General features: G+C 56.7%; 14 protein-coding genes and 2 pseudogenes. 11 read left to right on the top strand and 5 right to left on the bottom strand.

Annotated features, from left to right (window positions below; genetic code table 11):
• Window positions 1-186 precede the first annotated feature (186 nt).
• A pseudogene (locus GS630_RS17295) lies at window positions 187-390 on the top strand (cytochrome ubiquinol oxidase subunit I); the annotation flags it as partial.
• Between the two features lie 81 nt (window positions 391-471).
• On the opposite strand, the gene GS630_RS22660 reads toward GS630_RS17295, so the two are convergent.
• On the bottom strand, window positions 472-633 hold the full coding sequence (locus tag GS630_RS22660) for a hypothetical protein (RefSeq protein ID WP_371810072.1): 162 nt from the start codon (window positions 631-633) through the stop codon (window positions 472-474).
• 71 nt (window positions 634-704) lie between these two features.
• On the opposite strand from GS630_RS22660, the pseudogene GS630_RS17285 reads away from it, so the two are divergent.
• Window positions 705-953: pseudogene (locus GS630_RS17285) on the top strand (integrase); the annotation flags it as partial.
• A 221-nt stretch (window positions 954-1,174) separates the two neighbouring features.
• Entirely contained in the window at window positions 1,175-2,917 is a 1,743-nt protein-coding gene (locus GS630_RS17280; RefSeq protein WP_171619913.1) for an adenylate/guanylate cyclase domain-containing protein, read from the top strand.
• A gap of 261 nt (window positions 2,918-3,178) precedes the next feature.
• Here GS630_RS17280 and GS630_RS17275 read toward each other — a convergent pair whose 3' ends face one another.
• Both GS630_RS17275 and GS630_RS17270 read right to left on the bottom strand, forming a co-directional pair.
• Window positions 3,179-3,919 carry an SDR family oxidoreductase gene (locus GS630_RS17275; protein WP_171619915.1) on the bottom strand — a complete coding sequence of 247 codons (741 nt, stop codon included), beginning with the start codon at window positions 3,917-3,919 and terminating at the stop codon, window positions 3,179-3,181.
• Window positions 3,920-3,948: 29 nt separating this feature from the next.
• Window positions 3,949-4,944 (bottom strand): zinc-binding dehydrogenase, encoded by a 996-nt coding sequence (locus tag GS630_RS17270; RefSeq protein ID WP_171619917.1) that lies wholly within the window; start codon window positions 4,942-4,944, stop codon window positions 3,949-3,951.
• Between the two features lie 91 nt (window positions 4,945-5,035).
• Between GS630_RS17270 and GS630_RS17265 the strand changes: the two genes are divergently transcribed.
• Entirely contained in the window at window positions 5,036-5,872 is an 837-nt protein-coding gene (locus GS630_RS17265; RefSeq protein WP_171619919.1) for a LysR family transcriptional regulator, read from the top strand.
• A 2-nt stretch (window positions 5,873-5,874) separates the two neighbouring features.
• Here GS630_RS17265 and GS630_RS22655 read toward each other — a convergent pair whose 3' ends face one another.
• Together GS630_RS22655 and GS630_RS17255 are read right to left on the bottom strand one after the other, a co-directional pair.
• Window positions 5,875-6,066, bottom strand: coding sequence for a hypothetical protein (locus tag GS630_RS22655; protein WP_371811587.1), 192 nt, complete (start codon window positions 6,064-6,066; stop codon window positions 5,875-5,877).
• 615 nt (window positions 6,067-6,681) lie between these two features.
• Window positions 6,682-7,362: a GntR family transcriptional regulator gene (locus GS630_RS17255; protein ID WP_171619921.1), complete on the bottom strand. Its 681-nt coding sequence runs from the start codon at window positions 7,360-7,362 to the stop codon at window positions 6,682-6,684.
• Between the two features lie 124 nt (window positions 7,363-7,486).
• Here GS630_RS17255 and GS630_RS17250 point away from each other — a divergent pair, with 124 nt between their 5' ends.
• From GS630_RS17250 to GS630_RS17220, 7 genes are all read left to right on the top strand, one after another.
• Window positions 7,487-7,993, top strand: coding sequence for a TRAP transporter small permease (locus tag GS630_RS17250; protein ID WP_171235915.1), 507 nt, complete (start codon window positions 7,487-7,489; stop codon window positions 7,991-7,993).
• 3 nt (window positions 7,994-7,996) lie between these two features.
• Complete coding sequence (locus GS630_RS17245; protein ID WP_171619923.1) at window positions 7,997-9,283, top strand: TRAP transporter large permease subunit; 1,287 nt, start codon at window positions 7,997-7,999, stop codon at window positions 9,281-9,283.
• 19 nt (window positions 9,284-9,302) lie between these two features.
• Window positions 9,303-10,313 carry a DctP family TRAP transporter solute-binding subunit gene (locus tag GS630_RS17240; RefSeq protein ID WP_209509718.1) on the top strand — a complete coding sequence of 337 codons (1,011 nt, stop codon included), beginning with the start codon at window positions 9,303-9,305 and terminating at the stop codon, window positions 10,311-10,313.
• A 21-nt stretch (window positions 10,314-10,334) separates the two neighbouring features.
• Window positions 10,335-11,303 carry a C-terminal binding protein gene (locus GS630_RS17235; RefSeq protein ID WP_171235913.1) on the top strand — a complete coding sequence of 323 codons (969 nt, stop codon included), beginning with the start codon at window positions 10,335-10,337 and terminating at the stop codon, window positions 11,301-11,303.
• Between the two features lie 43 nt (window positions 11,304-11,346).
• Window positions 11,347-11,997 carry an RraA family protein gene (locus GS630_RS17230; RefSeq protein WP_171235912.1) on the top strand — a complete coding sequence of 217 codons (651 nt, stop codon included), beginning with the start codon at window positions 11,347-11,349 and terminating at the stop codon, window positions 11,995-11,997.
• Window positions 11,998-12,062: 65 nt separating this feature from the next.
• Window positions 12,063-13,253: an L-dopachrome tautomerase-related protein gene (locus GS630_RS17225; RefSeq protein WP_171619925.1), complete on the top strand. Its 1,191-nt coding sequence runs from the start codon at window positions 12,063-12,065 to the stop codon at window positions 13,251-13,253.
• A gap of 61 nt (window positions 13,254-13,314) precedes the next feature.
• Entirely contained in the window at window positions 13,315-14,232 is a 918-nt protein-coding gene (locus tag GS630_RS17220; RefSeq protein ID WP_171235910.1) for a sugar kinase, read from the top strand.
• The last annotated feature ends 3 nt before the right edge of the window (window positions 14,233-14,235 follow it).

Raw genomic sequence — 14,235 nt, 5'->3', positions numbered from 1 at the left:
AGCGGAGCGCTTTGGGTGATTGTGGTGTTGTTGAGTGTGTTGGTGGTAATGATTGCATTTTTTGGAGGTTACTTCGGCGAAACTCCCAAGTGAGGCTGGTTGCGGGAAGCACCAGTTGAACCGAGCACAAGGCTCTTTGCTCCAAGCTTTTGCTTTTCGATCGAATAGATGGATTGCCTGTTTTAACTCACCACTTCTTTCATGGTGGCCGGGGTTGCAGCATGGCACCTGCTAAGTGGTAATCGCGCGGCCGAGGTCACCCGCATGTTCTCGATGGCAAAGTGGATGGCCGTTCTGGTCACCCCTCTGCAGATCGTTGCTGGCGATCTTCATGGTTTAAACACACTGGAGCATCAGCCGCAGAAAGTGATGGCGATGGAAGGTCCGTATTGAGGCCCAGATCAACCGCTACCACCCTCAACGGTGCCAAACTGTGCCGGGTAATGGCTGAAAAGTGCCCGTTTGAACGTTTCAGGTCGGACAGACTTCAAGATGCGTCCAAGTTTTGGCCGATCGTTCAACCAGATTGGGGTCTTCGATGGATCGAACACCATGACCGATCCTCTGCGGGTTCAGCTTTTCAATTGTCTCTACGACGCTGTCTGCTCCTGCCAACTCGCCCGCATGGGCAATACAATTCAGACCGGCTTATCTGACAAGTTTGAATGCTGGAATATGCGGATCAATCGGAAAATTGGCTTCATCGCCTGCACATCTCGACACGCCAACATGCAAGGTTCGTCCGCGACTCGGTGACATCGTTCAGTCTCGAGGCGAGCGCCTACGGCGCCCATCCAATGAGGAGAACCAAAGTCACTCAGATTTACACGAAGGCCGGAAACCGTCGAACTGTTCGGCTCCTTCTTGGCTACACCAAGATGGACAGCACCGTCCGATACCTTGGTGTGGAACTTGAGAATGCCCTGGCTATCACCGAAGCCATTGAAATCTAGGACGTGGGGCCGTCTGAGAGGGGCGGCCCAAAAGAGATATTCCCCGTCCCTACGCGTTGCTGTGTTTGCCGCCCGTGTTGCCGACAATCGCTACGAGCGCAAGATTGGACACCAGAGAACTCAGTAAAGGCAGGTATTGCTGACGACGGTCGGATTGAGTGGTTCAGTTACTGGTGGTCGTATAGCCTCGCAAAAGGTATTCAGTAGATGGGAGGGAAAACGTGGAGAGAAAGCTGGCGGTTATACTGGTGGCCGATATGGTCGGCTATGCAGCCCGAATGGAGCGGGACGAAACCGGCACGCTTGAAACTCTGTCAGCCCACATGACTGAATTTGTCATCCCGCTTGTTGAACGGAATCGCGGCAAAGTCATAAAATTGCTTGGGGATGGCCTTTTGGCTCAATTCGAAAGCGCCTCAGATGCCGTTTCTTGCGCGCTTGATTGGCAAAAAGCATCGCCAGACGGCAGTGATCCACTTTGCTTCCGCATAGGCATCAATCTAGGTGATATAATTTTGCGCGATGGAGACGTGTTCGGCTCAGGTGTGAATTTGGCTTCACGTCTGGAACAACTCGCTCCACCCGGTGGCGTGCTTGTGTCTGACGCAGTGTATCGCGCCGCAGGCAATCGTCTGACAATCTCTTGGGAAGACGCGGGGACTTTCAATGTCAAGAACGTTGCCGAGCCCGTACACGCATGGCGATTTGGCGGATCGGATAGGTACCACAACCAACGGCCGCATTCGGAGGCAAAACTAAAACCGACAATCGCTGTTTTGCCGTTCCACAATATGAGCAACGATCCAGAACAGATTTTTTTTAGCGATGGCATAGCAGAAGACATCATCACCGGCTTGTCGCGTTTTCGCACTCTCCAGTTGGTCTCAAGAAACGCCTCCTTTCGTTTTAGAAGCCAAGAGGCCAATCCGGCTGAAACCGCGGAAGCTTTGGGTGCGGATTATCTTGTGCAGGGCAGTGTACGGAAGGCAGGGAGCCGCGTCAGGATTTCGGTACAGCTTTCCGACGCTAATTCCGGATCACAATTATGGTCGGATCGATATGATCATGAATTGGAGGACGTTCTGGAGGTTCAAGACGATGTGACACGAAGCATCGTGGCGGTCCTTCCCGGGCGCGTCCAGCACGATGTAGCCGATCGTTCAACCAGAAAACCGGAAAATGAAATGAAGGCTTACGAGCTGATGCTGAAGGGCAAAGCCCTTCGCGACGGCCTGAATGCACGCGATACTGCAAAAGCTCGGGCCCTGCTGGAACGGGCCGTCGCTCTCGATCCGTCAATCGCGAGGTCATTCATGTACCTCTCAGATACATATGTCATAGATCTTTGGCTGGGATTGGCGGACTCTGACGCGGCAGACCATGCATTGCATATCGCTCGAAAGGGAGCGGCGTTGGATAACCAGGATGTCTACATCCAGGACCAACTCGGTTTCGCCTATTTGTGCGCCGGCCTTTGGACGGAGGCTGAAACCCAATTTGAAAAAACGCTGTCTTTGATCGAAACCGAGGCGGAGTCCATGGCTTGGTGCGGATACGCGTTTCTTTTGCTTGGAAGGCATGAGAAGGCGCGAGACGTCGTTTCTGAGGCAATGCAGATGGATCCTCTGCACCCCCCGGCTATCGACTGGATAATGGGACAGATACAATTCTTCTGTGAAGACTTTGAAGCAGCTCTCGGGTTACTGATGGGAGAGGCCCGGCTCAATTCCTTGGCGACGGCTTTCGTGGCTGCCTCCTTCGCGAAGCTTGGTCGCCAGGTCGAAGCCGAGGCAGCCCTACTTGACTTCACAACCGAACGTCGCGACGAACTCATGAGCCGAGACATCCAAGTAAATGAAGAAACCGTTTCTGCCCTCGCTCGTGGATTCCAGACCATGTGGCGGCGACCAGATGATTTCGGACGCCTTGCTGCTGGTCTGCATGCGGCCGGTTTGCCCAGCTGAACTCAAGTGTAAAAAACACGTTGCAACTCAGTCGGGCTCGAAGCAGACCCTGGACACATTATAACCTTTGGGGCTCAGACATATTCCGCTTGGACGAGGACGGCCCAACCCGGGCATTCAATCGAGCATTGTAATGCTGCACTTGCATTAGGCATCGCGGACATTGTTTTGAGGCATTGGCTTATGGGTTTCGCAGATTGGCGCATGTTACAGGGGCTGTTTTTTGGCGTGATGTACTCCAAAAACGGCTCGTTGCAGGTTCTAGCCGCGGACCAGATGACCACCGTCTATGTCCAGGACGGTGCCGGTCAGGAAGCCATTTGTCATCGCCAGGATAACGGCTTGCGCAACCTCTTCCGCCACTCCGACGCGTCCGACGGGCAAGCTGGCGCCGACTTTAGCATACATATCGTCTCGTGCCTCGTCCGGCATCACAGCATAGGCTTCCGTGGCGACCATGCCGGGACTGATGCAGTTCACACGCGCCCGTCCAGACAGTTCAAGCGCCAGCCCCTTGGCCAGTGCCTCGACCGCGGCATTTACAGCACCAAGACCTGTCGCGCCGGTAGACGGGCGGCGGCTGAGCACACCGGAAAAGAACGTAACGGACCCACCTTTGACCAACGCGGGTAACACTTCGCGCGCAGCCATATAGGGGCCGATAAACTTGGCCTCGAACATGGTGCGCAGATCGTCTGTGGGCAGCTCGGTGAACGCCCCATGCGCAGCACTTGAAGCAGAGATCACCAAATGATCCACCGGCCCCAGCCCTCTGGCCCAGGAGGTGACGCCCGCCTCGTCGGTCGTATCAACTGGCGCGATCTGCGCTCCGTTCCCGATTTCGACTGCGGCGGCCTGCAACTTGGCAACGCTTCGGCTGGCAATCGTAACCTTCGCGCCAAGGGCCGCAGCCATCTTTGCGGTAGCCTTCCCGATGCCGCTGCTACCACCGACGATGACGATATGCTTGCTTTTCAGCTCGGTTTCGAAAACCGTACTCATTGCTATGTCTCCTCTCATTGTTGGGTCGGTCAGTCGATGCTCAGCACCAATTTGCCCGTGGTTTCGCCGGCTTCCAGACGACGATGCGCCTCGGCAGCTTGATCAATGGACAGGGTCGCGACCTGCGGACGCAGAACACCCGTTTCAAGCAGATCAAATACTGTGGCCATGTCCGCGTTGAACTGATCGGGTCGGTTACCGAAATATGTGTATATGTCGCTGACCCGAACCGAGACGGATTTCTGAAAGTGCTTCGCCAAGTCCTCGGCAAAACTGCCTGCGGGCGGACCGGCAAGGAACCCAAACAGAACTGCGGTGCCCAGAGGTGCCAGAACGTCGAGGTCTGATTTCAGGGTTCCACCGGAAATCGGGTTCAACGTCAGGTCCACGCCGCATCCTTCGGTAATTTCCATCACCCGCTGGGTGACATCTTCGGTGCGATAGTCGATAACGTGATCAGCGCCTTGCTCTTTGGCATATCCAGCCTTGTTGGTGCTGGTCGAGGCAATCACCGTCATGCCCAGGTGTTTCGCGATATGCAGCGCCATGGTGCCGACACCTCCGGCTGCCGCATGAACAAGAACGGAATTACCAGCCGTCGCGCCTCCCAGATTGACCAGCATGTGATAAGCAGTCATCCCGTTGACGGGGATTGCGGCTGCGGTTTCGAAATCCACGGCGTCGGCCAACCGTGTGATGCAGGGCGCAGCGATCACCGAATGCGTCCCATATCCACCGGCTCCAATCGGTCCCATCCATGCCACTCGGTCCCCAACAGAGAAGCCTTGCACCGCCTCACCCAGCGCCTCTACAACTCCGGCCCCTTCGACCCCAGGGACATGCGGCAGATCAGGCATCATCCCCTCAGGCATCTCGCCGCAACGGATGATGGTGTCGATAAAGTTGACCGCCCCGGCTTTGTTCCGGATCAGGACTTCCCCAGCATTTGGGGTTGGGGTCGTACGGCTGGTTTTGCGTAAAACATCCGGCTTGCCGGTCTGGGTGATTTCAACTGCGAAAGGCATCATCTGTCTCCTTCTGTTGCGCAGAAGGTAGAGGTCCGCAAATTCAATGATAATAGTTGATATTGGAACTTATAATCCCAAAAATAGGATAATGATCTATAACGACCTTGCCCTGTTCACTGTAGTCGCCGACCATCTCAGCTTTTCCAAGGCCGCGGACCGTTTGGGGATACCGCTTAGCCGGGTCAGCCGCAGGATCGCAGAGTTGGAAGACTACCTGGGCACTAAACTGTTCGAGCGGACAACCCGACAGGTTCGCCTGACAGAAGAGGGTCGCCGTCTTCTGGGCATTTGTCAGGGCCCGGTCGAGGCGCTTCAAGGTGTTGTGGGCTTTGCCGACGATACCAAACGTCACAGAATCCGAGTTACGGCACCACCGCTTGCTGCTCGGACAAACATCGGCCCGCGCTTGCTGGATTTTGCGCAACAGAATCCAGGTGTGGAACTCGAATTGACGACAACAAATCTCATGATGGATTTCTTTCGCGACAATATTGATCTGGCCTTTCGGGTCGGCCCGCTGACAGATTCCAGCCTTGTCGCGAAACGGCTATGGTCGATCCCTTACTGCTTTTGCGCCGGTTTGGGTTTCATCCACGAGCATGGGTTGGATAGGCCGATATCCAGACCTGATCTTCTTGTTTTGCCCGCGCTTGCAGCTGGTCAGCCCTGGGTGCTTGAGAGCGGGGAAACACTGCACCCAAAGCACACCGCACACAGCTTATCCGACCTTGATGTCATTGCGCTGGCCGCCCGCCGTAATCTGGGTGTCGCAATGCTGCCATTGGATATGGTGGACGGAGACCTGCAGCAGTTGCAGGTCACAGACACCCTACCTTTGACTCGGAACATGTTCGCCGTCTATCCCAGCCACCGCCTTTTGCCAGCGCGGGTCAGGAAGCTGATTGACTTCATGGCACGCGGCTGAACCTACCAATCAATTGGGACTCCGTCGCGAAAGAACCCTCCCGTCGCGCCGCCTTTGGGCAAATTCGCTGCCCAGGCTGTACCTTTCGTCCCCTCAGAAAAAGGGCGGTGACCGCCCATATCCGTGGCGACCCAGCCGGGGGATACGGCGTTGACGAGAATACCATGAGGTTTCGACGCGGCAGCGGTTTTGATAGTCTCAGCATTCAGCGCCGCTTTGGAGATACCATAGCCGGGCGTGCTGGCCGGGGCCCTACAGCAGACGACACGTTGACGATCCGAGCGTCCTCAGCGCGTTGCAAAAGCAGCACAAAGATCAAGGACCGAGAACTGTGGCAAGTCGTGGAATTGTTGCGGGTCAAGGAACACACCAAATCCGGATCATACAAAGCATTCAAACTTCGCCGGGTTCAGCGCGAGAACAACGACATCAGACTAATCATACCATCGCCAACTCGAGCGTATCCCGACAGGAGTGACGAAAATACCTCCTTGCAAATCATGCAATCACGCAACGTGCCGCCCGCAAGTGCTGAACCCCATGCGCGTTTGCCTGTGGATACATAAGGGCATGATGTTCTGCGAAAACTGCTTCGGGCTTATCGTCCGGTTCTGCATGAAAACGCCCCAATGATATCGACCCAACGGCCGAAGGATGCCCATTCCCTTCGCTGTTAAGCAACGACTCGGAATGTCAGATGTCTGCATACCTCAGTGGCAACTTCTGTTTACCGCACTGACCTTGGCCAGTTTTCGCAGTTATCTGACTTGCAGACAACGTGTTTGGTTTTATGCAGGAGACGGAACCGCTCAATTCACCTGCTGGGTCTGACTTTCCACATTAGTTGCGTCACTCCAATAGGACCCCTCTTTCCTGTCTATGTGGAGTTTCAGTACGTCCAACGCTTTTGAAACATCGCCATTCTCGACGCACTGAAGCAACTCAATGTGCTCGCGATAGGACTTAGCCATATGATCCGGGTGGTGTCCCAACCGGCTGCGCAATGCCGCCATTTTAAGAGCAATCGTCTGGTACGCGTCATTCAGAAACCGATTATCCGCACAATCAAATAGGCACTGATGGAAAAGAGTATCCTGATACAGGTACTCTGCATCGTTCGCCGCCTCTCGCGCCGCCTTCATCCGATCGATGCATTCGGCAAGTGCGGCTTGAAGCTCTTGTGGGTTTGCTTGCATGGCCGAAGTTAAAGCGGTTGTCTCAAGGCAGACACGCGCGTCGCAGAGCTTTGCCAATTCGTCGGGCTCCAAGTTGAACACGAAAGACCCACGTTGTGGTTCGACGACGAGCAGCCCTTCCATTTCAAGTCGATTGATTGCCTCACGAACAGGGGTGCGGCTGACCTCAAGATTCTTGGCGATTCGAGCCTCAGACAGTTGCTCACCCAGTTCGAACTCGCCTTTGACAATCCGCTCGCGCAGGTTTTCGGTCACCAATTCCGTCAATGATTTCGGTCTGTTGAATGGGCTCATGTCGCTCTCCTCAGTTCGACAGTAGCAGTGATGTATCTGGCATACAATGTGTTAGTGTTGACATATTAGCATACTGTATGCCAGTTTTGATTCTCATAAAGAGACGGCATCGGGAGGGGCGTCTTTGCAAAGGTTGGAGACATGGATTGTTGCACTGAACCGGGCGCTGGTCGCCGTGGCCCTGGCTACGGTTTTCGCAATCGTCTTTGCCAACGTGGTTGGGCGCTACGGTTTCGGCGCATCTTTTGCCTGGGTTGAAGAGGTCGCCCGCCACCTGATGATCCTTGGTGCGTTTTGTGGTGCTGGTCTTGCTTTGCGCGAGGGCCGGCTGGTGGCAATCACCACAATTCCGGACTTGCTGCCGGATGCGTTGGCCCGCCTTTTGCGCTGGGGCATCGTCATTGTGATGTTTGGGTTCATGGCAACGATGCTGCGGCTGGGCATCCAGTTCGTCGAATTCGGTTGGAACAAGGAAACTATGTCCACCGGTATCTCGCGCGGCATTCCGTATCTGGCCATCCCGATTGGTTGCGCGCTGTTTCTGATCCAACTGGCCTTCTTCGCCAAACGCTTCGTCAATCAGGATTTTGAACATGGCCCCAACCCCGACGGCGACGAGGCGGAGGTCTGAGCCGTGGCAAAAACCCTGATCATCTTGTTCTTCGCGACGCTGTTTCTGGGTGCTCCCGTAGCCTTCACGATGGGGATCGCCGGCCTGTCGGCGATTTTTATCGACGGTTCGTTGAACCCACTGGTCGCAACCCAACGCATGTTCGCCGGGATCGACAGCTTCCCGCTGATGGCGGTACCGTTCTTCATTCTCGCGTCTGAGCTGATGACGGCCTGCGGGCTAACAAACGCTTTGTTGCGCTTTGCCAACGCTCTGGTTGGGCACGTACGTGGTGGGCTGGGGCATGTGAACATCCTTGTGTCGATGCTGTTCGCGGGGATCAGCGGTTCTGCCCTCGCGGATGCCGCAGGGCCTTCTGCCATCGTCATGAGGATGATGCGTGAAGCTGGATATGAGAAGAACTATGCCGGTGCCTTGTCCGCCGCGACAGCCACCATCGGTCCGATCATCCCACCGTCCATTCTGGCTGTTATTTTTGCGATCTCTACAAATGGAGTGACGGTCGCGGGACTGTTTTTGGCTGGAATTGTGCCTGGGGTTCTGCTGGGCGTTGCGCTGGCCATCGCGAACCATATCGTGTCCACCCGCAACGGCTACCGCGGGCGCGAACATCGCGCCACCATGGTTGAATTGCGCAGCGCAACTCTGGCGGCCATTCCAGCCCTGATCATGCCAGCAATCATTCTGGGCGGCATCCTGTTCGGTGTGTTCACCCCGACCGAGGCGGGCGCGGTGGCCTCTGCCTACGCTCTGTTTCTTGGCTTCATCCTGCGCGCTTTCACGGTCCGCGCTCTGTACGCCGCGTTTGTGCGGGCCGCGGTGGTGACGTCGTCGGTCTTCCTGATCGTGGCGATGGCGTCGATCTTTGCCTGGCTGCTGACCTATCTGCAAATCCCGCAGGAACTGGCCAAACTGATCACCCAGATCACCGACAACCGTCTGGGCATTCTGTTCATTCTTGCGGCATTCGCACTGATCTGCGGCTTCTTCATCGACACGCTGCCCGCGTTAATCATCCTGACGCCGATCCTCGGCCCTATCGCTTATTCTGCGGGGATCGACCCGCTGCAATTCGGGATGATGCTAGTGCTGAACCTCACCATCGGAATGATCACCCCTCCGGTTGGTCCAGTACTGTTCGTGATCGCCACCGTCGGACAACTGAAAATCGAACGCCTGTCAAAAGCGGTTTTGCCGCTGCTGCTGGCTGAGCTCGTGGTGCTGCTTCTGGTCATTCTCGTGCCGGGTGTCAGCACCTTAATCCCCAACTTCTTTGGATTTGCGAACTGACATGAAAGGGAGGAACCTCATGAAAACCATGTCGAAACTGATGACGGCAACAGCCGTTGTTGCAATGACCGCCGCCAGTGCGGCTTCGGCCAAAGAGCTGAAATACGCGCATTTTCAGGCCGCTGACCTGAGCTCGCCCAAACACGCCGCGGCGCTGGCGTTTGAAGCCTGCGTCGAGGGCAAGACCTCAGGCTCGATCGACGTTCAGATCTTCCCGGCCTCGCAGCTGGGCGGAGGGTCCGAGATCATGGAAGGTCTGCAGCTGGGCACCGTTCAGATGGCAGCGATCCACGACGGCCCGATCTCAGCGGTCTACAAACCCTTCTCAGTTCTGGCGATGCCCTACCTGTTCGACGATCAGGCGATGGCCTGGGCAGTGATGGACGGCGAATTCGGTGACGCGCTGGCCGACGATATGCTGGCAAAGACCGGCATCCGCAGCTTTGGTGTGGCCGATAATGGCGTGCGCAACTTCACTAATAACGTCAAACCCGTGGCCGAGCCTGCCGATATGGAAGGCTTGAAAATGCGCGTAATGACCGCGCCGGTCTGGGTGACTCTGGTCGAAAGCCTGGGCGCATCGGCAACTCCAGTGCCATGGCCGGAACTGCCGGGCGCTCTGCAGCAAGGAGTTGTGGACGGGCAGGAAAACGGCGTGACGAACATCGTCAACGCCTCGCTCTATCAGCATCAGAAATACGTGTCTCTGGATGGACATGTGTTTAGCTGGCACGCCTATCTGATGTCGGACATGTTTTTCGAAAGCCTGACCGATGACGAGAAGAAGGCTGTCGAGCAGTGCGTCGAGATTTCGAAAACGATCCACCGCGGCATGACCGCCGCGCAGGACGCAAACGCAACTGCGATCCTGTCCGAAAAAGGCATGGAAGTTGTTCCCGTCAGCCCCGAGCAAAAGGCCATGTTCCGCGCCGCCGCTCAGCCTGCTGTGCGTGAGTACATCGTCAGCGAAATCGGTGAGGACTGGCCAAACCGCCTCGACGCAGCCGTCGAAGCTTACAAGGCACAGTAATCCATGCCGAGGGATCGTCACATGACCAACCAGACCATCGCAATCCTTGAACCAGGCTATGCCGCCTATGACACCGAGGCTTCGGTGCTGGCTAAGCAAGATGTTCAGATTGCACCGGTCACGCCGGAAACAGCGGCGGTCCCAGCTTTGCAGGCGTTGGACCCGGTTGCCATCCTCGTTCGCGAACGCGCCGTGGACGCAGCCGTAATCGATGCCTGCCCAAATCTCAAAGTCGTCGTCCGCTATGGTGTGGGCGTCGATAACATCGACTTGGACTACGCGAAGTCGCGTGGCATTTACGTCGCGAACGTCCCCGATTATGGGGCCGAAACTGAGGTCAGCGAACATGCGCTGGCGCTTTACCTGGGGGTTCAGCGGCGTATCCCATCGCGTGATGCTGAAGTGCGACAGGGCCAATGGGGTATAGGCCAAGCAGCCCTGATCCCCAGCCGCGAAAACGCCACCCTTGGCCTGATCGGGTGTGGCAAGATCGGTTTACAGGCAGCCCAGAAATTTCGAGCGCTGGGGTTTGCGTCCGTGTTGGTCTTTGACCCGTATATGAGCGACGAGGCCGCAGCCGCTGCCGCTGTGCAAAAGGTCGGTTTGACCGAGCTTTGCATGGCAGCCGACGTGATCAGCCTGCACGCACCGCTTACCCCTGAAACGCGGCATATCCTGGATGCCGAACACATAGCGCTGATGAAGCCAAGTTCGATCGTGATCAATGTATCGCGCGGGGGCCTGATCGATGAGGAGGCGCTGGCCGACGCTCTAAACCACGGGCGCATATTTGGCGCAGGCATCGACGTGTTCGAACACGAGCCGGTCGCCCCGGATAATCCACTGCTGCACAGCGCCAACACCATCGTGTCCGACCATGCCGCCTGGTATTCGGAACGTTCAGTCGCGGTTCTGCAACGAAATGCAGCCGAAGAAATCACCCGCGTTCTCAACGGGGATCAGCCCAAAAGCTGGAAAAACCCGTGGTGAGACGCCCCGCCTTCTAACTATCTTACCCAAGAGGATAATACTCATGAACACTCAAGAACTCGTTGCCGGGTTTCGCAAAGTGGCCACCGCATCCGTCGCAGACGCGGTTGACAAGATCGCAGGTAAAACCGGCTTTCTGCCTGCCTCGATCAAGCCGCGCATCAACGAAAAGAAAATCGTTGGCCCTGCCGTGACCATACTGGAAGGTCCGACTGATGAATTTATGCCACCCCAGCACGCGCTGGACGCCATTGATGAGTCCGAGGCTGGTTCGGTCATTGTGATCTCGACCAACGGCACCACTGACGTTGCCCTGTGGGGTGGTCTGATGACTGCGGGCGCTGTCGCCAACAAGCACGAAGGCGCGGTTCTGGATGGCGGTGTCCGCGATCTGGTCGAAATCAAACGTGACTATGACTTCCCGGTCTATTCCCGCTGCGTCAGCCCGGGCACCACGCTAGGCCGCATCCGGACGCTGGCCTCGAATGTCGAAGTGGCGATGGGCGAAGTCATCGTGCACCCCGGCGATATCATCGTAGCCGATATTGACGGTGCGGTGGCCGTGCCGCGCGACCATGCCGAGGCAATCCTGGAAATGGCGCGCGAGATCGACGAGCGCGAAGCCGAACAGGCCCGCCTGATTATCGAAAGTGGCTCGCTGCGCGAAGGTCTGGCGAAATACGGTCGTATCTAAACCAAACGTTCCGCAGGCCGCGGCAACGGCCTGCGGAACACCAAAACTCAGCAAGGGAGGAATACATGCTGAAACGAATGCTCAACACGGTGGCCCTTACCGTCGTTCTGGCCACCCCGGCGCTTGCGATCGAGCCCGAGGTAGTAGCGGAATGGAACAGTCTGCCCTATGCCGTCAAGGACGAGGCGACAAAATCCGCATGGGAAGGCAGCGAAATCTTCGGTAAAGCGCTGGTTCAGGGCGCCAAGGTCGACAGCCAGGGCAACATCTATGTGTCCACCGCGCGCTGGGGCGGGGCCGAGATCCCCTCGACCGTCTCGAAACTGGCCAAGAACGGCGACACGTGGGAACTGGAGGCGTTTCCGTCTGAGGAAATGAACAGCATGTCGAACCCTGATGGCCTTAAGGCCGTTCTGGGTTTTGAGATCGACCGCAACGATGTTATGTGGATCCTGGATCAGGGCCACGTGGCCGGCCCTCCGTTTGAAGACGGTGACGCCAAGCTGGTGCTTTGGGATCTGAAAGAGAACAAGGAAATCCAGCGCTATGTCTTCACAGCGGAAGAAGCGGATCGTCAGTGTTCTTTCCTGAACGATCTGGCCGTCGATAACGACACCGGCTTTGCCTATATCGCGGACAGCGGCATTTTCTGCGACCCGCTGCATGGCGGCCTGATCGTCTATGACAGCAACACCAACTCGGTGCGCCGCATTCTGGATCAGCACCGGTTCACCAATGATGAACCTAATTTCTTCTTCAACATCGACGACCGCCCGGTACTGAAGAATGGCGGCATGCGCACCGGTGCCGATGGCATCGCGTTGTCGGGCGACAAGGAAACGCTTTACTGGACCAATTTGACCGGCAATCACCTGTATAGTTTGCCGACCGAAATCCTGCGTGATTTCGAGACCAATGAGACGGTCATCGAAAACGCGGTTGAGGTTGCCGCAGTGCTGCCCTCGAACACCGATGGGATGACGGCAGACAACGCAGGCAACATCTACATGACCGCGCTGTCCCTGGACGGGATCATGAAGTTCGATGAATCCACGCGCGAGGTCAGCCGTTTCGTCCACCACCCGGAAATGAACTGGCCCGACACGCTGGCCTGGGGGCCGGATGGTGAGATGTATGTGGTGTCGAACCACCTGCACATCTGGGTCGATGGCGACATGAATTTTGAAGACCCCGAAATCCCGAACTTCCGAATCTGGAAGATCCCGGGTGTCGGCCAAAGCTATACGGCCGAATAATCCTCCCATACAACTTGGTCAGCCCCAACGGGCTGACCCTTTTACGTGAAATGAGACAGCAATGACCCCCGATATTCTGTGCCTTGGCGAACCGATGCTGGAATTCAACCAGCAGCCCGATGGGAACTACCTGCCTGGACATGGCGGCGACACCTCGAACTGCGCCATCGCAGCCGCGCGACAGGGGGCATCCGTCGGCTATGTGACGCATATCGGCGCGGATACGTTCGGCAATTCCTTCATGGACCTTTGGAAGGCTGAGGGGATCGACACCTCGACCGTACGTCAGGTCGCAGACGCTCATACCGGGGTTTATTTCGTGACGCATGGCGCGACCGGGCACGAGTTCAGCTATTTTCGTGCAGGCTCTGCCAGCAGCCGGATGGGACCAGAAGATCTGCCGGTAGCCGCGTTGCAATCGGCCAAAATCCTGCATGTTTCGGGCATCAGTCAGGCAATATCGGATATTGCGGCCGATGCTGTATTCCGGGCAATACAGATCGTGAAGGATGCCGGGGGCCTCGTGTCCTACGACACCAATCTGCGCCTGAAGCTCTGGCCGATCGCGCGCGCACGCGCCGTAACACATGCCGCCATGTCACAGTGCGATATTGCCCTTCCCGGTCTGGATGATGCAGAGCAACTGACAGGCCTTTCCGATCCAGATGCCATCGCAGACTTCTACTTGAACCTCGGGGCAAAAATTGTCGCTTTGACGCTGGGGGCCGAAGGGACCCTGGTTGCGACACCTGAAAAGCGTGAGCGTGTCAAAGGCCGCCGGGTCGAAGCAGTGGATGCCACGGCTGCGGGCGACACATTTGACGGTGCCTTCCTGTCTCGTATTGTTTTGGGCGATGACCCGTTTCAGGCCGCACGTTATGCCAACGCCGCCGCCGCCCTTTCGACCCAAGGGTACGGTGCAGTTGCCCCAATGCCTCGCAAAGACGCGGTCGAGGTGTTTCTTGCGGAAGGAGACTGACCC

Origin of the sequence: Ruegeria sp. HKCCD7303 (assembly GCF_013111185.1) — a bacterium.
Taxonomy (GTDB): Bacteria; Pseudomonadota; Alphaproteobacteria; order Rhodobacterales; family Rhodobacteraceae; genus Ruegeria.
The sequence above is the reverse complement of the archived record's forward strand: the minus strand, read 5'-3'. Positions and strand labels throughout refer to the sequence as shown.

Excerpts from the sequence above, each read along its gene's own strand:
- GS630_RS17275 (WP_171619915.1), bottom strand. The coding sequence starts at position 3,919 with ATGAGTACGGTTTTCGAAACCGAGCTGAAAAGCAAGCATATCGTCATC.
- GS630_RS17230 (WP_171235912.1), top strand. The coding sequence starts at position 11,347 with ATGAACACTCAAGAACTCGTTGCCGGGTTTCGCAAAGTGGCCACCGCA.
- GS630_RS17235 (WP_171235913.1), top strand. The coding sequence starts at position 10,335 with ATGACCAACCAGACCATCGCAATCCTTGAACCAGGCTATGCCGCCTAT.
- GS630_RS17240 (WP_209509718.1), top strand. The coding sequence starts at position 9,303 with ATGAAAACCATGTCGAAACTGATGACGGCAACAGCCGTTGTTGCAATG.
- GS630_RS17255 (WP_171619921.1), bottom strand. The coding sequence starts at position 7,362 with ATGAGCCCATTCAACAGACCGAAATCATTGACGGAATTGGTGACCGAA.
- GS630_RS17225 (WP_171619925.1), top strand. The coding sequence starts at position 12,063 with ATGCTGAAACGAATGCTCAACACGGTGGCCCTTACCGTCGTTCTGGCC.
- GS630_RS17265 (WP_171619919.1), top strand. The coding sequence starts at position 5,036 with ATGATCTATAACGACCTTGCCCTGTTCACTGTAGTCGCCGACCATCTC.
- GS630_RS17270 (WP_171619917.1), bottom strand. The coding sequence starts at position 4,944 with ATGCCTTTCGCAGTTGAAATCACCCAGACCGGCAAGCCGGATGTTTTA.
- GS630_RS17220 (WP_171235910.1), top strand. The coding sequence starts at position 13,315 with ATGACCCCCGATATTCTGTGCCTTGGCGAACCGATGCTGGAATTCAAC.